Source organism: Cupriavidus sp. 05N38 (assembly GCF_056397345.1).
Genome location: NZ_JBFTNF010000012.1, coordinates 234037 through 254954, shown reverse-complemented (window position 1 = coordinate 254954; position 20918 = coordinate 234037). Strand labels below are relative to the sequence as shown.

Genomic DNA, 20918 nt, shown 5'->3' with positions numbered 1-20918 from the left:
ACTGCCTTCGATGAGGGAATGTCGCCCGTGCACGTGCTACGCCCCATTTCTTACAAGTAATGTCTTGTCGGTGAGTTTGTTGTGAAAATCCTGAAGAGCTTCCTTGTTGCCTGGATCTTCTATTGGCTGCTGCAGGTGATCCTGCCTGTGCGGCCAATGGGGGAGTCCGTGCTCGTGGGATTGATGATCCAGATGTCCTTCGTGCTGACGGTGGTCTTCAGCTATCTGATGGTGGAACGCTGGCCGGTCGGCCCGGCTGCTGCCCGGGAGTGGGGTGTCGACAGCCGGCTGGTTCTGTTCGCCCTGGCCCTTTCGGCCTTGGGCACCGCGGCGCTTGCCTACGACAAGATTGTGGTTCAGGGTATCGATTACTCGGCCGGCCTGGCCGTGGCGCGGGAGCAATGGCGGGAACTCGGAGCGGAGCGCGAGGGGGCGATCTCATCGCCGGCGAGCGCGCTCGGGTATCTCCTGAGTTCGTGCTACATCGTAGCGATCGTCATGTTCCCGCGGGCCGACCTTGGCAGGAGAATGTTCGCCTACGGAGCATTCGCGGGCCTTCTTGCCTTTGCGAACACCATGCTGACTGGGGGGCGATCCACGCTGATCCTGACGCTGCTGTTTTATATTGCCGCGCGGATCCTGGCCGGCAAGGGCATGCCCGCCGGTCGCACGATCAGCCGGAGATCGCTGAGTTTGATGCTGGTGCTCATATTCGTCAGCGGTTTGTATTTCGTGTTCATTTTCCTCCAGCGTGCGGATGCAGCTGGAATATCGATAACGGACTATTCCAGCGGGGTTATCCAGGACCTGGGCTTGCTTCCCAACGCCTGGCTGGAAGATCTGGATCCGCGGAATCCCATCACCAGCCTGCTTAACCTGTTGGTGATGTCGGTTTCCTACTTTTCGCATAGTTTCGCAACTACAGTCGCGATTGCCGACTATGGGCATGAGAACAATTTTGCGACGGTAGTCTTTATCACGGCCCTGGGTCTGGCTGCAAAGCTGCATATCATCCAGGCTCCGGATACCGATTGGTTCCTCGCAGGCGCATTTCCCTCGTTGCCTGGCGCACTGTACCTGCAGGGCGGATGGGTTATGCTGATTCTGACGGGCGCGGCGCTCGGCATGCTCGCCGCTTTGTGCCAGAGCTGGTATCGCAGCGTGCCGTCGATACTGTCTCTCGGGTGCCTGACCGCGTTGATGTGCGTGCTGCTGGCCAGCCCGATTCTCTTTGTGGCAGACGTGATGATGTTTCCCTTCGTCATGTTCCAGTTCGGCCTTATTTACTTGATTGCAAAATTCATCAAATGAAAGTCTGGATTGTCAATCCCTACGGAAGCTTGCCTGGCGAAGCCTGGCGCGAATACCGCAGTTCCATGCTGGCGGAAGCCTACGCGCGTGCCGGGCACGAGGTGACCTGGTGGCTCTCGAACTTCGAGCACCGCTCCAAGAAATTCCGCAGCGAGGGCTACAGCGAGCAGCGGCTGGAGACCGGCGTCAACGTCCGTATCGTGCCGACCACCCCGTACAGCAGCCACGTCTCGATGGCGCGCATCCGCAGCGAGCGCAACTTCGCCAGGAACGTTGCGCAGCGGGTGAAGGCCAATCCCCAGGACAAGGCCGACCTGATCGTCCTGGCGGAACCTTCGATCTTCTACGGCAAGTACGTGGTCGACATGGCGCGCAGCATCGGTGCCAGGCTGGTGGCGGACATCATCGACATCTGGCCGGAAGTGTTCGCCATGATCCTGCCCAAGCCGCTGCGGCCGTTCGAGCGTCTGCTGCTGGCGCCACTCTACATGCGGCGGGCGGCGATCCTGCGCGCGTGCGACGGCATCGTCGGCGTGTCCGAGGACTACCGCGACGTGGGCGTGCGCTCGGCGCCGTCGGTGCCGTCCGATGTCTCATACTGGGGCGTGGACGTCGCGCAGATGCGCAACGCCATGGCCGAGGAGAACGGCGGTGTCCTGCGCAAGCTCGGTCTCGAGCAGAAGAAGCCGGACGAAGTCTGGGTGATCTACGCCGGCACGCTCGGCGCGGGCTATGACATGGAGTCGATCCTGAAGGCGGCCCGCTCTGAGCGGTTGCGCGGCAAGCCGGTCAAGTTCCTGTTTGCCGGTGACGGCCCGCAGCGCGGCTTGCTCGAATCCGCCTGCGCCGAGCCCGGTGGCAACGTGGTCTACCTGGGCCGGCTCGACCCGAACGACCTCAACCTGATGTACAAGTATTGCGATATCGGGCTGAGCACGTACCTGGCGCATTCGACTGTGTCGATGCCGATCAAGTTCTACGATTACCTGGCGGCCGGGGTGGCCACCGTGAATTCGCTCGAGCGCGAGATCCAGCGCCTGATCGCCGGCCAGCAACTCGGGCGGCAGTACACGCCCGGCGATGCCGACTCGCTGGCCGCGGCCATCGAGGCCCTGGTGGCGGACCGCAAGCTGCTCGACGCCTGCAAGGCCAACTCCGCCGCGCTGGCTCCGCGCTTCGACCAGTATGTGCAGCACGACGCGTTCGTGCGCTTTACCGAAACGCTGCGTTGAGGAAACGCCATGTTCCGTAGGCTCTATCTCTCTCCTGCCGGCTACGCGATATCGGCCGTGCTGAATTTCCTGGGCATGTTGTTGCGCCCGTTCATGGTCTACGGATATTTTTCCCGGCGAGACGGCAGGTTCCTGCGTTTCACGCGGGTCAGCTCCAGCGCCAAGATCCTGTCGGAGCGCGACCTGGTCATCGGCGACCACTGCTGGATCGGGCCACATTGCCTGATCGACGCCAGCGGCGGCGTGGAGATAGGGGAGGGCGTGCAGATCAGCTCGCTCAACGCCGTGTTGTCGCACAGCAGCCACGTGTCGATTCGCTTGCTGGGCAGGCACTTCATCTCCACGCCGACCCCGCAGCGCGCCGGTTTCATCCAGTCGCCGGTGGTGATCGGAGCCTTTACATTTGTCGGGAGCGGCGCGATTATTCTGCCGGGCACGAAGATAGGCAAGGGCTGCGTCATCGGCGCCGGGAGCGTGGTACGGGGCGAGATTCCGGATCACTCCGTGGTGGTCGGCAATCCTGGCCGCATCGTCGGCACCACGGAAAAATACGATCTCGAGTTCGTCCGCAACGGCGGGCTCGACGACACCTATTTCGACCCCGACAGGCTGGCGGAGCTGCACCGCGCGGCCCAGCCTGGCGCCGGATCATAAGCGCTGCCGCGCTGCCTCACGGCGCTGTCCGGCGGGTCGGCGCGCGGCCCATTTTCGATGCAATCAAGCCAAGGGATGGCTTTACCATGAACACTAATTTCCTTCCATTCGCACAGCCGGAGATCGGCGAAGAAGAGATCGCTGAAGTCGTGGCAACGCTGCGCTCCGGCTGGGTGACCACGGGGCCGAAGACCAAGCAGTTCGAGAGCGATTTCTCGGCGTTCCTGGGCGGCGGCGTGGAATCCATCGCCGTGAACTCGGCCACGGCCGGCCTGCACCTCGCGCTGGAAGCCGTGGGCGTCGGCCCCGGCGACGAAGTCATCACGACCACCCATACCTTCACGGCCACGGCCGAGGTCATCCGCTACCTGGGTGCCCACCCGGTGTTCGTCGATGTCAGCGCCGAAACGCTGTGCATCGACGCGGACGCGATCGAGCGGGCCATCACTCCGCGCACGCGCGCCATCATGCCGGTGCACTTCGGCGGCCGCGCGGCGGACATGGGGAAGATCATCGCGATCGCGAAGAAGCATGGCCTGCGCGTGGTGGAAGACGCGGCGCACTCGCTGCCCGCGACCAGCGGCGGCAAGCTGGTTGGCACGCTCGACACCGACGCCACCGTATTCAGCTTCTACGCCAACAAGACGATCACCACCGGCGAAGGCGGCATGGTGGTCACGCGCGACCCGGAGATCGCCAAGCGTGCCAAGGTCATGCGCCTGCACGGCATCAGCCGCGACGCGTTCGACCGCTTCGTGTCGACCGCGCCGAGCTGGTACTACGAGATCGTGGCGCCCGGCTTCAAGTACAACATGACCGACGTCGCTTCCGCGATCGGCATCCATCAGCTCAAGAAGGCGGACGCATTCCACAAGCGCCGTGCCGCGATCGCCGCCCGCTATGACGAAGCACTGTCCGACCTGCCGCTGGTCCTGCCTCCGCACGCAGCCGAAGGCGACATCCATTCCTGGCACCTCTATGTGATCCAGCTCGCCGAAGGCGCGCCGCGCACGCGTGATGCGCTGATCGACTACCTGTTCAAGCAGGGCATCGGCTGCAGCGTCCACTACATCCCGCTGCACCTGCAGCCGTACTGGCGCGACACCTACAAGCTCACGCCCGAGATGTTCCCGGTCAGCCAGCGCATCTATGAGCGCACGCTCACGCTGCCGCTCTACACGCGCATGCGCGACGAAGACGTCGAGCGCGTCGTCCGGACCGTTCGGAGCGCGTTCAACTAATGCTGATCAAGAGGCTCTTCGACCTGGTCGCCAGCGCGGCCGGCCTGCTCGTGATGGCGCCGGTGTTTGCCGCCATTGCCATCGCCATCAAGCGCGAGTCGCCCGGCCCGGTGTTCTTCCGCCAGGAGCGCGTGGGCCTGCACGGGCGTACGTTCCACATCCACAAGTTCCGCACCATGGTCGTGTCGGGCGAGGGGAAGGGGCCGCTGATCACGATCGGCGCGGATCGCCGCATCACCGCCAGCGGTGCATTCCTGCGCAAGTACAAGCTCGATGAACTGGCCCAGCTGATCGACGTGTTCACCGGCGAGATGAGCCTGGTCGGGCCGCGGCCGGAAGTGCCCAAATATGTAGCGCTGTACCCGGCCGACGTGCGCGAGACCGTGCTGAGCGTAAGGCCGGGCATCACCGACCTGGCTTCGATCGAGTACAAGGACGAGAATGCGCTGCTCGGCAAGAGCGCGGATCCGGAGCGCACCTATGTCGAGGAAGTGATGCCGGCCAAGCTGCGGTACTGCGTGGAGTATGTGCGGAACCGGTCGCTCTGGCTCGATCTGCGCATCATTTATCGCACTGTCGTGGCTGTGCTCACGTAATGTACGGACAGCAAGCGGGAGCCTAGGTATCACATGACGTTCAGACCCCTCACTGGTGCAGAATCCGACCAGCTTGACTCGCTGCGGGGGATGTCGGCGTTTGCCGTGGTCGTCGGGCACGCGAATCAGATCCTGGTTGCGCCAGCGTCCGACAAACTCAGCCCGCTAATGGGGCTGCTGGCCCAGAGCGCGGTCATGGTGTTCTTTGTTTTGAGCGGCTTCCTGATCGGCAAGTCCGTGTCAGGCAATGTGGCCCGGCACGGTGGCACGTTTTCGCTGGCGAGGTATCTCGGCGATCGCATCATCCGGATCTGGCCGCCGCTGTTGGTTTCCCTGCTGCTCATCTTCTGTCTGTTCAAGCTTGCGCCGCTGCTGTTTCCAAGCGGAACCAACGCATTCTTGCCGGCGCCCGGACATGCGCTGGCCCGGTCCGCCTTTATCAGCGACAACACCCAACTGCTTGGCTCGGCGCTGATGCTCAATGGTTTTGTTACCGACACGCCGAACGCCAACGGTCCTCTGTGGAGCCTTTCCATCGAGGTCTGGTACTACGTTCTGGCAGCGCTTCTTGCCGTGCCGCGAGGATGGTGGAAACTGCTGGCACTACCGCTGATCGGCACCGTGATCTGGCATGGCGCGAACAACGAACAATTCCTCTATTACCTTCCTGTATGGTGGGCAGGGTACCTGCTTGCTGTGCTGCACGACGACGGGCTCTTGCGTCGCGCAAAGTTGTGGTGGTGTGCGGTGGCGGTTTTCTTTGCGGCGGCGCTATGGTTCGGGCTGCGTTTCCTGTGGGCAAGCTATGCTCACGATCCTGTCGCGGACCAGCTGATCACCATAGCGCGATTCAACATTGCCATAGGTTTTGGTGTCTTTGCGCTGCTTGCATTGATGCTGCAGGGCCGTATCCGGGTTCGCGCCTTTGCTCGCAAGGCGGCCAGGTACTCCTACACCTTGTATATCATTCACGCACCGCTTCTTCTTTTTGCGTTCGGCGTCCTGCAACCGCATGTGCAAGATTCGATCGGCCGCAGTGTCCTGGCCTCGGTCATTGCTATCCTCGGCGTCAGCCTTCTCTCTATAGCCGTCTCGCGGGTTGTTGAGAACCGCGCGCTGCTCGTGTCATTGTTCTTCTCCTGGCGAACCCAGGCGCAACGCTAGTCGCCTGTCGATCGTCACCGGAAAATGTTCTCCGCGCAACGCACGGCGGACCTTGCCGGCTGATTCTTCCTGGGCGGTTGCATTCTGGTGAACCCGCGAGCCCTTCCACGCTTTGCATTGTTCTGGTACGCTCATTTGTCAGGCCTGTAACATGTCTGCTATAAAAGACATGGGTGTTGCGCTGGGCGCATAGCCTCCCGGCAACCCCTTCGATCGGCCTTCGCATGACCACACCGGAGCATTCCTCAATGGCTGCAAGACAGAGCGAAATTTTTTCGACAGGCGGGGAAGGTGACCGCTACTTCCAGCGCAACCGCGCGTTCTATTCAGACAAACGCTCGGCCGACGAATTGAGCGCGGCCGCGGTGCTCTACAGCAAGTACATCAAGCCAGATGATCTGGTGCTGGAAGTCGGAAGTTCGACGGGCGTCAATCTTGCAGCGATCTGCCAGGAGACTCGGTGCCGCGGCGTCGGCATTGACCCTTCGGCCGACGCAGTCGGCAAGGGCCAGCAACTGTTTCCCCATCTGGACCTGCGCGTCGGGACTGCCGACCGGCTGGATTTTGCCGACCATTCCCTCGACTTCATCCTGTTTGGATTTTGTCTTTACCTGGTTGACCGCGAGCACATCACACGCGTCGTGGCGGAGGCAGATCGTTGCCTGCGCGACGGCGGCTGGATCGGCATCACGGATTTCATGCCGGACGTGCCGACCGCGCGGCCCTATGCGCACCGCGCCGGGATTACCTCGTACAAGCTGGACTACAGCCGACTGTTCACGGCGTTTCCACATTTCCAACTGGTGGAGTCGTCCTGCTTCAATCACACTGACAACCGTTATTCCTCGGATCCGCAGGAACGGCTCTCGGCGCAGGTGATCCACAAGCAGACGAGCGGAGGATATCAGCGGATCTAGATGGCCGCCGCCGGGCCGAGGCCATCTGGCCCACAACGGGCGGATCCATGGCCACGCCCCGGGCTCTATTCTGCTATGGGGCTCGCGTCGGAGTAACGCCTACGAACGACGCGAATTGCGCGCCAGCGCGATCAAGAGGCCGGCCATCAGCCCGATGGCCGCACCGGCTACCGCGTACAGCAACTTACCGGGCGAGGAGGGACGCTGGGGAGCGTAGTATTCGCCCAGCACCCGTGTCGGGTAGGTCCTCAGGGTCGCAAGGCCGTCTTCTAGTTGTATCTTTTGCTGCCCCAGGGCCAAAACCCGCGCGCTGACGACGGCTAGGATATTGGTAGTGAAAAGATCYTGCGTGGTCGTTCGGCTCTCGCTTGACTTCAACGCCGTGTAGGTACGCTGATAGTCCTGTTCCGCTACGGCAAGCTTTGTCAACGAGTTGGCGAGATCGGCTTTCATACGCTCCACTGCAGGTGCGTATACCTTCTCATGTTCCGCGGACAGCGTCTTGAATGAGACATCAAGCGCACGAATGGCCTGCTCGCGGGAATATCCGGAGACCTGGACGTTGATCAGGTCGATGCTTTTCGCTGGCGCTGAGCGCAGCGAATCAAACAGCAGCGCCGATTCCGGGGAATTGGCATCCGGTGCGGGCAAACCCATGTTCTTGAGCACGTCCAGGCGAAAGCTTGGCAGGTTATAACGGTCGGATGCCGTCAGCTGTGCCTCGATGAGCTTGCTGATATTGCTCCCGCCCGAACTGGGAGTCGTCACTTGGCCGATCTGGACAGTCATCTTGGCAGTCCACTGAGGTGGCTGGAAGAAGGAATATCCGATCGCGCCGGCAACACCAATGACGGTGGTTGCTAGCAGGAGCTTTGCTGATTTCGCAAAAAACAGTTGCAATGCTTTCGATGAGAGGTTCTCGGGCGAGTTTTCTGGTGTCAACGGCATGGGGGGGACAAGCCTAAGAAGCTTTGTACGTATGAGTCATTGATTGTAACGCGGATCACAACAACGCCCTGATTTGATGCGCATTTCCTACTTTTGTTGGTGCAAGCTTGCTAGACGGTGCTGATTCGGGATGTGCGCCCCGCCATGGCAAGCAGTGACTGCCAGTTTTTGGAGATCGTGTCGACCCCGAAGGGGGTGGCAAACTGTCTGGCTTCTCGGGCAAGCGACTCTTGCAGAGATACGTCGCCCATCAGTAGTGAGAGTTTTTCTCCTAACGATCCAGAATTCTCGGGGTGCGCAACCAGCCCGTTCTCCCCATCCCGTACCAGTTCCCTCGGTCCTGTCTCGCAATCGGTCGACACCACGGGCAACCCGAACGCCATCGCCTCCAGCAACACCAGTCCGAAGCCCTCATAGCGCGAACTCAGGCAGAAGATCGCCGCGCTCCGGTAGCACGATTCCATGTCCGCGCGCGTTCCCGGCATGCTGACCGAGCCGGCGATATCCAACTCGCCGGCCAGTGCTTCGAGCGCTTCACGCTCTTCACCTTCGCCGATGATCTCGAGTCGCCAGTCGGGGTGGCCAGCTGCTACCCGCGCCCAGGCGTTCAGCAGGACATCGAAGCCCTTGGCGCGCACGAGGCGGCCGACCGCGAGGACCGTCTTCGACTCCCGGCTGGCGGGCATCTCGGGGAACGGGAACGGCAATGGGTTGGAAATGACCTCGATGCGGCTGCGCGGCGTCAAGGCAGTCTGCCACCGCCGCTTGTCGCGCTCCGTCAATACCACCACCGCTTCGCAGGTCCGGGCGGCGAGCCGCCGCGCAATCCGTCGCGCGCGCTTCCCGAGATCTTCATCGAAATGACAATGCTCCCACGCAATCCTGCGTACGTTCAGCCCCAGCGTCGCCGGCAGTGTGAACAAGGTCAGCATGGTGTCGACTTCGATCAGTACGTCGATGCCCTGTTGCGTGACAAAGCGCCGGATGCCGAGCACCGTTGAGAAGTAGGCCCGCTTGAATGAGGGCCGCTGCGCGAACAGGGCGTGGTGCCTGACGGCGGGATGGAGCGTGAAGCAACTGCGCTCGTCCCACAGGCTCAGTATGCTGACCGGATAGCCGCGCTCGGCGAGCGCGTTGGCGATGACCGCGGTCATCCGCTCTGCGCCGGCAAAGGCATTGAGCGTGCCGGTCAGGAAGCAGATCGTCGGAAGTGATGTCATGTCGTTGCCAGCGCCGGCGCCTTCCTGCTGCGCCACCAGAGGAACACGCCAAAGGCAACCGCGATGGCGTTGCCAACCGTATAGCCGCCGACCGCGCCCCAGGCGCCATAGGTGGGCACGGTGGCCAGGTCGAACACGAGCGTGACGCCAAGCACGCCCGCCCACTTGATGGCGATCCAATCCGGCCGGCGCAGGTAGACCGGCAACAGGGTCAGGCCCACGTCGGCGAAGATGAGCGTGGAGGAGACGGCCGCGGCGCGCAGCAGCGACGCGGTGGGCGCGAACGCGTGACCGTACAGGAGTTGCACGATCCAAGGTGCGCCGACGGCGATCAGGATTGCGCCGCACAGGCCGGTCGCCGTCATGCCCAGCACAATGCGGGCAATGTTCGCACGCGCGATTGCCAGCTCGGCCTTGCCGTACACATACATCGGCGCGACGCCTGCCGCCAGGATGGTGGCCACGACCGTGTAGTTGTCCAGTATCTGCATGCAGGCCGCGTATGCGCCGAAGTCGGCGAGCGGCACCGCGGGCTGCAGCACGAGCTGGTCGATCCGGCGCGCGCCCATCATCAGCATGAAGCTGACCCAGAACAGCGCGCCGCTGCTCATCAGCTCGCGCGTGACGCGGTAGTCGTACTGCACGCTGCCGCGCTGTGCGTGCGTGTAGTAGTGGATTGCCAGCAGGCAGGCCATGATGACGGCTTCGATTGCGAAGGCGCCGGCATACAAGGGCACGCTGTGCTTGCCCGCGACGAACAGGGCTGCCACGAGGCCGGCCTTGACGGCCAGCGATGCCAGGCTGAACAGCGTGTTGGGCCGGTTATTGGTGTGCGCCTGCATCCAGGCCACCACGATGCCGAACGGCTCGCGTAGCAGGATGGCGATGCCGAGCAGCAGGGCAGCGGTCCAGGTCTCCTGTGCCGGATGTTGCAGCAGCAGGTAACCGCACATCAGCAGGTAGCCAAGGATGGCGCCGCCGAGGCGCAGCGAGAAGGCGTGCGCGAGCAGGCGGTGCTGGGCCTGCGGCAGGGTGGTGGCGACCAGGCGGGGCACAATGACTTCGCCGCCGCAGATGAGCGCCACCGAGGCGGCGATCAGCACGACGGCCTGCGCGTACTGGAAGTGGGCGAAGCCCTCTGGGCCCAGCGCGCGCGCAAGCATGGCGACGATGCCGATGCCGGCGGCGACCTGGATGCCGCGTTCGGCCAGCATCCAGAGCAGGTTCCCGGCGACGCGGCGCCGCATCAGGCGGGCTCCGCGCAGCTTGCGGCGCCGGCGGTGGCGAGCCTGGCGTAGCAGGCCAGCCATTGGCGGGCAACGGCTTCGATGCCGAAGCGCGCGGCGATGCGCTGGCGGCGCGCGGCTTGTGCCGCGGGGGAGCCGGTGCCGGCGGCCAGCGCGGTGCGGATCGCGGCTGCCAGCGCGGCGGCGTCGCCCCGCGGTACGACCTGCCCCGCATCGCCGAGCATGTCGGCGACGCCTGGCGCATCGGTGGAGACGACCGGGCATCCGCATGCCAGCGCTTCGGCAATCGCCAGCGGCATGCCTTCGATCTGCGAAGACAGGACGAAGAGGTCGGCAGCGTTCAGTAGCGCGGGGATATCGCGGCGCATGCCGAGCAGCGATGCGCGCTCGGCCAGGCCGCGCCGGCCGATGTCATCGGCCAGCGCCGCGCGGGCCGGACCGTCGCCGGCAATCATGAGCCGCGGGCTCGCCTGCGCATTGTCTTCGAGGCGGCTGAACGCATCCAGGAGCAGGTCCTGTGCCTTCTCCGGCACCAGCCGGCCGACATTGAGCACAAGTGCCGTGCCCGGCGGCACGCCGAGGGCGCTGCGCGTAGCCTGCCGCAGCCCGGGCTGGGGGCGGAAGCGCTCGATGTCGATGCCGTTCGGCACCACGACGATGCGACCGGGCGGCACCGCGCCGGCATCGATCATGCCTTGCCGGCCGTCGGCACTGACGTGGGTGGTGAGCGTGGCCCAGCGGTCGGTCAGCCGGTACGCGAGCATGCGCAGCCGGCCGCCTTCGCGATAGCTGTGCGCGGTGCAGACCACGGGCGGCGTGCGCGAAACCCGCGTCAACACCCGCGCGAACACATTGGCATGGATCATGTGCGCGTGGATGACATCCGGCCGCCAGTCGCGCACGAAGCCGCGCACGCGCCACAGCGCGCGTGCCATCGACCACGGTGTCTTGCGCATGTCCACGCAGAACAGCGTTGCCGCTTCGGGCAGGTCGACCTCGCGCCCGGGCGCGAGGCTGACTACGGCCACGGCGTGGCCGAGCGCGATGAACTGCCGCGCGAGCGCGGCTACCTGCTGTTCGGCGCCGCCGATCCTGAGGCCGGTGCTAAGCAGCAGGATGCGCATTGGGGGGGGAGGATGGCCGGGACGGAGTGGCTGGTTCACCGTGCCCCATACCCCGTCAACAACGTCCGCAAGGTCTTCACCGCGATCAGCAGGTCCAGCGCGAACGAGCAGTGCTTGACGTAGTACAGGTCGTAGCTGAGCTTGGTCACGGTTTCTTCGTGCGTGCCGACGTAGCCCTGCTGCACCTGCGCCCAGCCGGACAGGCCCGGCCGCACCAGGTGACGGTAGGGATAGTAAGCGATGGTGCGGGCGAACTCTTCGACCATCGGCACTTGCTCGGGGCGGGGGCCGATGAGGCTCATGTCGCCAACCAGCACGTTCCAGAGCTGCGGGATTTCGTCGAGGCGGTACTTGCGGATGATGCGGCCCACGCGGGTCACGCGCGGATCGCGGCGGGCGGCGAACTGGGCGGGGGCGCCGATGTCGTATCCCATGCTGCGGAACTTGAACATGGTGAAGGGTTTGCCGAACAGGCCGACACGGGCCTGGCGGAACAGCGCCGGGCCGGGCGACTCGAGGCGGATCGCGGCGCCCACGGCCAGGCCCACGGGCAGCGCGAACGGCGCCAGGCACAGCACGGCGGCCAGGTCGATCATGCGCTTGGCGAAGCTGTAGAAGTAGTGGGCGGCGTAGTCGTCGAGGAAATTCTCGTCGATGTGGGCCAGGCCGACGCGCCCGGTCAGCATCTCGCCGATCCGCTCCACGGAGTACATGCGCACGTGGCTGAGCTTGAACTGGGCGAGAAGGCGGGTGCGTTCGGGGTCCGCGGTGGCGTTGCGCTCGAGCATGAGGCCGTCGCAGTGCACGGCTTCGTCGAGCGAGCTGATGGCCTGGAAGCGGGTGGGGCTGGCCGGCGCGGCGCCGGGCATGGCGAGGATCTGTTCGAGCTGCGCGAGCGTGGCGGGATCGGAGTAGCCGAATACGGGCACGTAGTTGCGCACGTAGCGCCGGTAGCCGAACCAGATCCAGCCCAGCGTGGTGAGGTAGCTGAGCAGCAGCGCGCCGCGCGAGTATTCGAGGTGGAAGGCGGCGAAGACGAACAGCAGCGCGGCGAAGGGCAGGGTGGTGGCGAGGCCGACCAGGCTGTTGCCTTCCATCGCGGGCAGGTGCAGCGAGCGGTGCAGCAGCACGAAGGMGAACAGGTAGGGYAGYRCCGACCACAGCAGCGTGCGGGTRAASACGTAGGTGACMAGTCCGGCGTGGTGGGCCAGTTCGGCCAGCGCGGTATTGAGGGCGAACAGCAACAGGCCGAACAGCGCCCAGGCCAGCATGCGGCTGGCGCGGCGGACGGTTTCGGAGCCCTGGGCGCGGCTGAGTTGCGCCGGGCGGGCGACGCTGTGGGTCTTGTTCATTGTCCGCTCGCTGAGCTGCTGGCCGCGGTGCGGACGGCCGGGCGCCTGCTGGCCAGCGCCTGTTGGTAGACCTCCCAGGTGGCCTCGGCCATCGGCGCCAGGCCGAACTCGCGCGCCCAGCGCGCGCGGGCGGCTTGTCCGAGGTCCTCGCGCAGCCCGGCATCGCTTGCCAGCCGGGTGAGCGCCGCGCTCCAGGCGTGTTCGTCGTTGCCGGGCACCAGCAGGCCGCAGGCGCCGTCGCCGAGCTGCTCCCGGATGCCGGGGAGATCGCTGGCGACGACCGGCAGGCCGGCGCGCATGGCTTCGAGCACCGAGAGCGGGAAGCCTTCGTGGTCCGATGCCAGCGCGAAGGCCTGGGCGGACGCCAGCAGCGCCGGCACATCGCTGACCGCGCCGGCGAAGCGGACCCGGGCGGGCGCCTCGGTGTCGGCCAGGGCACGCAGGGCGTCGGCCTGCGGGCCAACGCCGGCCAGCACCAGTTCGCAGTCAGGCAGGGCGGCGCGCGCGAACGCGCGGATGATCAGGTCCGCGCGCTTGGGCGCGGCCAGGCGCGCCACCATGACGATGCGCCGCAGGGGCGCGCCGGGCGTGGCACGGGCCGGCGTGTCGGCAATGCCGTTGCGGATCACGCTGATGCGCGATGCGGCCATCGGCAGCGTCGCGGCAAGCGTGCGTTCGGCCCGGGCCACGCAGATCAGCCGCGCGGTGAGCGGGGCTAGCAGCCATTCGGTCGCGCGCGCAGCCAGGCGCTGGCGCGCCGGGGCGGCCGCCTTGAAGGCGAAACCGTGCACCGTATAGACCACCGGCACGCCCAGCAGCCAGCCCGCGACCCGGCCCAGCGCGCCGGCCTTGGCACTGTGCGCGTGGATCAGGTCGGGCGCGGTGGCGCGCAGCGCCCCCAGCAGCTGGCGCAAGGCGGCCAGCGCGCGCAGCGGCGACAGCGCGTTGTCCAGCAGGGTCAGGCGCTCGGTGCGCGCGCCCAGGGCCCGCGCATGGTCCAGCAGCGGGCCGGTGCCGCCGGCCAGCAGCACCGGCTCGACCCTGTCGCGCAGCGCCGTCAGCAGGTCTGCCACGTGCGTCTGCGCTCCCCCGATCTCGGAGTTCGTGATCAGGTAGGCAATGCGAGGACGGGTAGCGGGCAGGGGAGAAGACACGGGTGGCACGGGGCAAGGACGGACTACCGGCAACGGCGGCCGGGACGGTACGCGGCGCCATTTTCAAGCATAGCCAGTCGATTATAACTGGCGCGCCCTGCGCATTCCGGCAAAATACGGTCTTTGGCGCGATTGCCCGCCGCTCGGCCCGCCGCGGCCGGCAATGGCGACCCGCAAGATGGCAAAACCTACCGATTACCCAGAGGATGTGACCCATGCAAGTTGATCCCTCCATTTTCAAGGCCTACGATATCCGTGGCATCGTCGACAAGACCCTGACGCGCGAAGTGGCGCGTGCGATCGGCCTGTCCTTCGGCTCTGCCGCGGCCGAACAGGGCGAACGCGCGGTGGTGGTCGGGCGCGACGGGCGCCTGTCGGGGCCCGACCTGCTGGGCGGCCTGGTCGAAGGCCTGCGCGCGGCGGGCATGGATGTGATCGATCTCGGCATGGTCGCCACGCCGATGGTCTATTTCGGCACCAATGTCGAACTGGCGGGCCGCCGGGCCGCCTCGGGCATCATGGTGACCGGCAGCCACAATCCGCCGGACTACAACGGCTTCAAGATGGTGCTGGGCGGCAAGGCGATCTACGGCGAGCAGATCCAGGCCCTGCGCCAGCGCATTGAATCCGGCAAGTTCGCAAGCGGCGCCGGCGGCTACCAGCAGGTCGACATCCGCCAGCAGTACCTGGACCGCATCGTCGGCGACGTCAGGCTGGCGCGCCCGATGAAGATCGCGCTCGATGCCGGCAACGGCGTGGCCGGCGCCTTCGTCGGCGACCTGTTCCGCGCGCTCGGCTGCGAGGTCACCGAGCTGTTCTGCGAGGTCGACGGCAACTTCCCCAATCACCATCCCGATCCCGCCCATGTGGAAAACCTGCAGGACCTGATGCAGTGCCTGCGCGAGACCGACTGCGAGCTGGGCCTGGCCTTCGACGGCGACGGCGACCGCCTCGGCGTGGTGACCAAGGACGGCCAGGTGATCTTCCCCGACCGCCAGCTGATGCTGTTCGCCGAGGAGATCCTGGCCCGCAACCCGGGCCAGCAGATCATCTACGACGTCAAGTGCACCGGCAAGCTGGCGCCGTGGATCCGCCAGCATGGCGGCCAGCCGCTGATGTGGAAGACCGGCCACTCGCTGGTCAAGGCCAAGCTCAAGGAAACCGGCGCGCCGCTGGCCGGCGAGATGAGCGGCCACGTGTTCTTCAAGGACCGCTGGTACGGTTTCGACGATGGCCTGTACACCGGCGCGCGCCTGCTCGAGATCCTCTCGAAGGAGGCCGACCCGAGCGCGGTGCTCAACGCCTTGCCCAACTCGAACTGCACGCCCGAGCTGCAGCTCAAGTGCGCGGAAGGCGAGGCCTTCACGCTGCTGGACAAGATCCGCGCCAATGCGAAGTTCGATGGCGCGCGCGAGGTCATCACCATCGACGGTGTGCGCGTGGAGTATGCCGACGGCTTCGGCCTGGCGCGCCCTTCCAACACCACGCCGGTGGTGGTGATGCGCTTCGAGGCCGACAGCGATGCCGCGCTGGCCCGCATCCAGGCCGAGTTCAAACGCGTGATCCTGGCCGAAAAGCCGGACGCGCAACTGCCGTTCTGAGCGGATGCCGTTGACCGCGCCCACGAAGGGCGGAACGGGTGGCGTGGGTGAAACGGGCGTGGCCGCGCCGCCGCATGCGCTGCCGGCTCGCCCGCGCATCCTGGTGGTCAAGGTTTCTTCGCTGGGTGACGTGGTGCATAACATGCCGCTGGTGCATGACCTGCGCGCGCGCTGGCCGGAGTGCGAGATCGACTGGGTGGTGGAAGAGGGTTATGCCGAGCTGGTGCGCCTGCTGCCCGAAGTGCGCAAGGTGATCCCGTTCGCCCTGCGGCGCTGGCGCAAGCGGGTCTACCAGGGCGCCGCGTGGCGCGAGATCGGTGCCTTCCGGCGAGCGCTGCGCGAACAGGCCTACGATGCCGTGATCGAAACCCAGGGCCTGCTCAAGACCGCCGTGGTGGCGCGCGTGGCGCGCCGCCGCCCGGGCGCGCCGGTGATCGGACTGGGCAACGCCACGCAGGGCTCGGGCTACGAGCCGGCCGCGCGGCTGTTCTACACCGAGCCGGTGGCGGTGCCGCTGCAGACCCATTCGGTGCGGCGCTCGCGCTTGCTTGGCGCGGCGCTGACCGGCATCGCGCCGCCCGAACCGCCGCAGTTCTTCGGGCCGCAGGCGCGCAGCCTGCATGTCGACGATCCGTTGTGGTCGGGCTTGCCCGGACGCTATGCGGTGTGCTTCCACGCCACCGCGGGCGCGAAGAAACGCTGGCCGCTGGCCAGCTGGCATGAACTCGGCCGCCGCCTGGTGGCCGAAGGCCTGGACATGCTGCTGCCGTGGGGCAGCGAGGCCGAGCGGCGCGCGGCCGAGGAGATCGCCGCCGGCGTGCCGGGCGCGCAGGTGCTGCCGCGTTTCAGCGTGATGCAGGGCTTCGGCCTGATCAACCGCGCCGAGGTAGTGATCGGCGTCGATACGGGCCTGGTCCATATCGCCGCCGCGCTGTGCCGTCCTACCGTGGAAATCTATACCGCCACCTGGCGCTGGAAGACCGAAGGCTATTGGTCGGACAGCATCGCCAACGTGGGCGACGACGGCGTGGTGCCGCCGCCCGGCGAGGTCTACGCGGCCGCGCGGCGCGTGCGCGGGCTGGGGCGCTGATGCTGCGCGCCCTCTACAACCTGCTATGGCTGATCGCGCTGCCGGTGGCCCTGTTGCGCCTGGTCTGGCGCGCGCGCAAAGAGCCGGGCTATGTGCAGCACGTCGGCGAGCGCCTCGGTGCGTACGGCCGGCTGCCCGCGGCCGGCCCCTGGCTGTGGGTCCATGCGGTGTCGGTCGGCGAGACGCGCGCGGCGCAGCCGCTGATCGAGGCGCTGCTGGCAGGGTATCCGTCTCACCGTCTCCTGCTCACGCACATGACGCCGACCGGCCGCCAGACCGGCGCCCAGCTGTTCGGCAACCAGCCGCGCGTGACGCAGTGCTACCTGCCCTACGACCTGCCCTGGCTGGTCCGGCGTTTCCTGCGCCATTTCCGTCCCGCGGCGGGCATGCTGATGGAAACCGAGGTGTGGCCGAGCCTGGTGCGCGGCGCGCGGTTGGAGGGCGTGCCGCTGTTGCTGGTCAACGCCCGGCTGTCGCCGCGCAGCTATCGGCGCACGGCCCGCTTCGGGCAGGCCGCCACCGCCATGTATCGCGACTTCACCGCGGTGCTGGCGCAGACCCAGGGCGATGCCGAACGCTTCCGCGCGCTCGGCCTGCCCTCCGTGCAGGTCACCGGCAACCTCAAGTTCGACATGCAGCTGCCCGAGGCCGGCCTGCGGCGCGGCCGCCTGCTGCGCCAGGGGTTTGGCGAGCGCGCCGTGTTCGCCGCCACCAGCACGCGCGAAGGCGAGGAGGCGCTGGTGCTGGCGGCATTCGCACGCTGGCAGGCGCTGGCCGCGACGGCACCGGTGCCCGTGCCGCGCCCGGCGCTGCTGCTGGTGCCGCGCCATCCGCAGCGCTTCGATGAAGTAGCGGGGCTGGTCGCGCGCAACGGCTTCTCGCTGGTTCGCCGCAGCGCTCTCGGCGATGCCGCGGCATGGGAGCAGGCGGGCCTGCCGGAGCCGGTCGCGGCGGATGTGCTGCTGGGCGATTCGATGGGCGAGATGGCGCTGTACTTCGCGGCCTCGGACATTGCGTTCATCGGTGGCAGCCTGCTGCCGCTGGGCGGGCAGAACCTGATCGAGGCGTGCGCCGCAGGCACGCCGGTGCTGATCGGCCCGCACACCTTCAACTTCGCGCAGGCGACCGAAGACGCCATTGCCGCAGGTGCCTGCCGGCGCGTGGCCGATGCCGACGAACTGATGCGCACCGCAGCGGCGGTGCTGGGCGATGCGCCCGGGCTGGCCGCCATGCGCGATGCCGCGCGCGAGTTCTCGGTGCTCCATCGTGGCGCCACGCAGCGGACCATGGCCGCTCTCGCCCAGGTGATCGGCGCGGCGCATTAGGCCTGCAGGGGGACGCGGATGGCACGGGCTGCCTTCATGTAGGCGCGCGCCCGATGGGCCGCTCCCGCGCGGTTCGCTACACTATTCGGCGTGAGGGCCCGTCTGGCGGCCCCACCAGGCCCGCAAGCCGCCGTCGAGCAGCGCGGGCCGGCCAAGCCGCGCGCCCCCTACCAGGAGCTTCCAGATGCAGAAAACCTCTCGTGATCACTCCCGCATGCCCGCCGCGTGGGCGGTGCGTGCCGCCTGCGCCGCGCTGCTCTGCGCCGCCGTGGGTGCCTGCGCCACCGGCCCCGCGCCCGACTCCCCGGGTGCAAGCCCCAGCCTGAACCAGGCGCAGAGCGGCGGCCCCAGCCGCTGGGAACTGACGCGCTGGCAGCAGCCGGACGGCACGCTCAGGCAGATCCCGCATGGCGACAACGGCCAGCCGATCATCTTCGAGTTCAATAGCGGCATCGACTCGGCGCAAGGCACGGTCAGCGGCTACAGCGGCTGCAACCGCTTCACCGGCGGCTACGGCAAGACGGCTACCGGCATGCGCTTCGACAGGATGGCCGGCACGCGCATGGCCTGCGTGCCGCCGCGCGGCGAGCTGGAGGCCGCGCTGCTCAAGGCCATGCAGTCGCCGTTCACCACCGTGGGCACGCAGCCGTCGGCGGGGTCGACGGGGCGCCAGATTATCTGGAAGACCGTCGATGGCGACCTGCTGCAGTTCGTCGAGCGCGAGGGGGTGGGCAGGCGCGGCGAGAAGATGGATGCGCAGCAGGCCGGCGGCGTGGAGAAGATCGTCTACGTGGATTCACAGCGCGTGGAATGCAGTGGCGTCGGCAAGCAGACCTGCTATCGCGTGCGCGAGAATCCCGATGCGCCGTGGTCGCTCTGGTACGGCCCGATCGAAGGGCTCGATTTCGAGCCGGGCATGGCGTACAAGCTGCGCGTGCGCGAGACGCGAGTGGACAATCCCCCCGCGGATGCTTCGTCGGTCCGCTGGCAGCTGCTGGGGGTGGAGTCGCGTACGCGGGTCAACTGAGCGCTTCAACTGAGCGCTGCAGGCGCCACTGGCGCCCGCCAGGAAAAAACGCCGCGGTGGTAGCCGCGGCGTTTTTGTTTTCTGCCGGCGCGGGCGATCAGCTGCGCGGCGCGGGCGTGCCGGCGATGGCTTCCCGGCGCTGCGCGGCGCGCTTGCCTGCCGGCGCGCTTGCCGGCGTGGTGCCCGGCGCCGTGCCCAGCTTCAGCCTCTCCGGCAGCTTGTACATCGAGCCCGGCGACGAGGTCAGCAGGGTGTTGATCTGCAACACGTCTTCCTCGACCAGCGCGCCGGTGGCGGCCTTCAGGCGCAAGCCGTTCATGATGGTGTCGTAACGCGCCTTGGCGAGATCGCGGCGCGTGGAGAACAGCTGCGCCTCGGCGTTCAGCACGTCGATATTGATGCGCACGCCCACCTCGTAGCCGAGCTGGTTGGATTCCACCGCGCTTTGCGCCGAACGCTCGGCGGCTTCCAGCGCCTTGACCTGGGCCAGGCCGTTGAACACGCCGGAATAGGTCTGGCGCGCACTCTGGGCGGCGGTGCGGCGGGCGAACTCGAGGTCGCTGGCGGCCTTGTCCGCCAGCGCGGCGGTCTCGCGCACGCGCGACTGGACCTGGCCACCGCTGTAGATCGGCACATTCAGCTGCACGCCGATCTGGGCGCTGTTGTAGCGGCTGGAAATATTGACCTGCTGCGCCGCGCTGCCGGTGGAGTTGACGAAGCCGTACGATGCCACGAGATCGACCGAGGGCAGGTGTCCGGCTCGCGCCTTGTTGTATTCGCGCTGTGCGGTGTCGAGGTTGTAGCGGGCCAGGCCGACTTGCGGATTGGTGTTCTCGGCCTGGCTGGCCCAGGTATTGACGTCGGCCGGAAGCGGGCCGGGGAGCTCGGCGGCGGTGCGCAATCCCGGCAGTTCGTCGACCGGCTTGCCGGTGATCTGCTGCAGGTTGGCGCGCTTGATTTCGAGGTCGCTCTGCGCCGCGATCTCGGTCGAAATGGCCAGGTCGTAGCGCGCCTGCGCATCATTGGCGTCGGTAATGGTGGCGGTACCGACCTCGAAGTTGCGCTTGGCCTGCGCCAGCTGCTCGGCGATGGCCTTCTTCTGCGCGCCGGCCAGGTAGAGGTTGTCCTGCGAGGCCAGCACGTCGAAGTAGGCCTGCGAGGTGCGCGTGATCAGGTCGAGCTGCGCCTGGCTGAACGTGACTTCGCCCGCCAGCGCGGCCAGCTCGCCCTGCTTGTAGGTTTCCCAGCGATCCCAGCGGAACAGCGGCTGGACCAGTTGCAGCGACCAGTTGTTGTTGTTGAGAAAGCGGTCCGCCACGATCGGGACCGTCTGGTCCACATTGGTGCGCGTGGCGCCGAGCGTGCCGTTGATCTGCGGCAACAGGCCGGAGCGTCCTTGCGGCAGCTTTTCCTGGCTGGCCACCAGCTGCGCGCGCGCGCTGGCGAACTGTGCATCGTTGGCCTGGGCGTCGCGATAGACCTGGAGCAGGTCGGCGCCATGCGCGGCCGGCAGGTGCAGCAGCGCGAGCAGCGAGCCCGTCAGTGCCAGGCGCGTCGTGGGCAGGCCCCGCGCAGGGAACAGCGCAAACCTCATGACATCTCCAGTCGGCCGGGCAGCAGTCGCCAGGCTTACGTTTTTCGATCAGCGTTCAGGGGGAGCCGGCGCCGCCAGCCTGCCGGCGCCGTGCAAGGGGCTACTGCTCAATGCTTGCTGG

At 66.6% G+C, this 20918-nt stretch carries 18 protein-coding genes; 11 read left to right on the top strand and 7 right to left on the bottom strand.

Annotation, left to right across the window (positions count from 1 at the left end; translation table 11 throughout):
- The first annotated feature begins 81 nt into the window (after positions 1 to 81).
- The 7 genes from AC1DK4_RS12250 to AC1DK4_RS12220 all read left to right on the top strand — a co-directional run bounded on the left by AC1DK4_RS12250 (position 82) and on the right by AC1DK4_RS12220 (position 7115).
- Positions 82 to 1311 (top strand): hypothetical protein, encoded by a 1230-nt coding sequence (locus AC1DK4_RS12250; protein ID WP_441613273.1) that lies wholly within the window; start codon positions 82 to 84, stop codon positions 1309 to 1311.
- The gene (locus tag AC1DK4_RS12245; RefSeq protein ID WP_441613272.1) at positions 1308 to 2543 is read left to right on the top strand and encodes a glycosyltransferase family 4 protein; all 1236 of its coding nucleotides are present in this window, start codon (positions 1308 to 1310) and stop codon (positions 2541 to 2543) included. The genes AC1DK4_RS12250 and AC1DK4_RS12245 overlap by 4 nt, the downstream gene beginning before the upstream one ends.
- A gap of 9 nt (positions 2544 to 2552) precedes the next feature.
- Entirely contained in the window at positions 2553 to 3197 is a 645-nt protein-coding gene (locus AC1DK4_RS12240; RefSeq protein ID WP_441613271.1) for an acyltransferase, read from the top strand.
- An 86-nt stretch (positions 3198 to 3283) separates the two neighbouring features.
- Complete coding sequence (locus tag AC1DK4_RS12235; RefSeq protein ID WP_441613270.1) at positions 3284 to 4438, top strand: DegT/DnrJ/EryC1/StrS family aminotransferase; 1155 nt, start codon at positions 3284 to 3286, stop codon at positions 4436 to 4438.
- Positions 4439 to 4440: 2 nt separating this feature from the next.
- Positions 4441 to 5034 carry a sugar transferase gene (locus tag AC1DK4_RS12230; protein ID WP_441613324.1) on the top strand — a complete coding sequence of 198 codons (594 nt, stop codon included), beginning with the start codon at positions 4441 to 4443 and terminating at the stop codon, positions 5032 to 5034.
- A gap of 33 nt (positions 5035 to 5067) precedes the next feature.
- Positions 5068 to 6198, top strand: a complete 1131-nt coding sequence (locus AC1DK4_RS12225; protein ID WP_441613269.1) for an acyltransferase family protein — start codon at positions 5068 to 5070, stop codon at positions 6196 to 6198.
- Between the two features lie 248 nt (positions 6199 to 6446).
- Positions 6447 to 7115, top strand: a complete 669-nt coding sequence (locus AC1DK4_RS12220) for a class I SAM-dependent methyltransferase (RefSeq protein WP_441613268.1) — start codon at positions 6447 to 6449, stop codon at positions 7113 to 7115.
- Positions 7116 to 7214: 99 nt separating this feature from the next.
- Here AC1DK4_RS12220 and AC1DK4_RS12215 read toward each other — a convergent pair whose 3' ends face one another.
- From AC1DK4_RS12215 to AC1DK4_RS12190, 6 genes are all read right to left on the bottom strand, one after another.
- Positions 7215 to 8063 (bottom strand): Wzz/FepE/Etk N-terminal domain-containing protein, encoded by an 849-nt coding sequence (locus tag AC1DK4_RS12215; RefSeq protein WP_441613267.1) that lies wholly within the window; start codon positions 8061 to 8063, stop codon positions 7215 to 7217.
- Positions 8064 to 8173: 110 nt separating this feature from the next.
- A complete protein-coding gene (locus AC1DK4_RS12210) occupies positions 8174 to 9283 on the bottom strand; it encodes a glycosyltransferase family 4 protein (RefSeq protein ID WP_441613266.1) in 1110 nt (369 codons plus the stop codon).
- Positions 9280 to 10530, bottom strand: coding sequence for a lipopolysaccharide biosynthesis protein (locus tag AC1DK4_RS12205; RefSeq protein ID WP_441613265.1), 1251 nt, complete (start codon positions 10528 to 10530; stop codon positions 9280 to 9282). Before AC1DK4_RS12205 ends, AC1DK4_RS12210 begins: the two co-directional genes overlap by 4 nt.
- The gene (locus AC1DK4_RS12200) at positions 10530 to 11654 is read right to left on the bottom strand and encodes a glycosyltransferase (RefSeq protein ID WP_441613264.1); all 1125 of its coding nucleotides are present in this window, start codon (positions 11652 to 11654) and stop codon (positions 10530 to 10532) included. Before AC1DK4_RS12200 ends, AC1DK4_RS12205 begins: the two co-directional genes overlap by 1 nt.
- Positions 11655 to 11689: 35 nt before the next feature.
- A complete protein-coding gene (locus AC1DK4_RS12195; RefSeq protein WP_477131552.1) occupies positions 11690 to 13006 on the bottom strand; it encodes a sugar transferase in 1317 nt (438 codons plus the stop codon).
- A complete protein-coding gene (locus AC1DK4_RS12190) occupies positions 13003 to 14160 on the bottom strand; it encodes a glycosyltransferase family 4 protein (protein ID WP_441613262.1) in 1158 nt (385 codons plus the stop codon). The genes AC1DK4_RS12195 and AC1DK4_RS12190 overlap by 4 nt, the downstream gene beginning before the upstream one ends.
- 215 nt (positions 14161 to 14375) lie before the next feature.
- Between AC1DK4_RS12190 and AC1DK4_RS12185 the strand changes: the two genes are divergently transcribed.
- The 4 genes from AC1DK4_RS12185 to AC1DK4_RS12170 all read left to right on the top strand — a co-directional run bounded on the left by AC1DK4_RS12185 (position 14376) and on the right by AC1DK4_RS12170 (position 19203).
- A complete protein-coding gene (locus AC1DK4_RS12185; protein ID WP_441613261.1) occupies positions 14376 to 15761 on the top strand; it encodes a phosphomannomutase/phosphoglucomutase in 1386 nt (461 codons plus the stop codon).
- A 4-nt stretch (positions 15762 to 15765) separates the two neighbouring features.
- The gene (waaC, locus tag AC1DK4_RS12180) at positions 15766 to 16851 is read left to right on the top strand and encodes a lipopolysaccharide heptosyltransferase I (protein ID WP_441613260.1); all 1086 of its coding nucleotides are present in this window, start codon (positions 15766 to 15768) and stop codon (positions 16849 to 16851) included.
- Entirely contained in the window at positions 16851 to 18176 is a 1326-nt protein-coding gene (gene waaA / locus AC1DK4_RS12175; RefSeq protein WP_441613259.1) for a lipid IV(A) 3-deoxy-D-manno-octulosonic acid transferase, read from the top strand. Before waaC ends, waaA begins: the two co-directional genes overlap by 1 nt.
- A gap of 184 nt (positions 18177 to 18360) precedes the next feature.
- On the top strand, positions 18361 to 19203 hold the full coding sequence (locus tag AC1DK4_RS12170; protein WP_441613258.1) for an META and DUF4377 domain-containing protein: 843 nt from the start codon (positions 18361 to 18363) through the stop codon (positions 19201 to 19203).
- Positions 19204 to 19300: 97 nt separating this feature from the next.
- Here the strand turns inward: AC1DK4_RS12170 and AC1DK4_RS12165 are convergent, their stop codons facing one another.
- Positions 19301 to 20797, bottom strand: coding sequence for a TolC family outer membrane protein (locus AC1DK4_RS12165; RefSeq protein ID WP_441643194.1), 1497 nt, complete (start codon positions 20795 to 20797; stop codon positions 19301 to 19303).
- Positions 20798 to 20918: the final 121 nt, after the last annotated feature.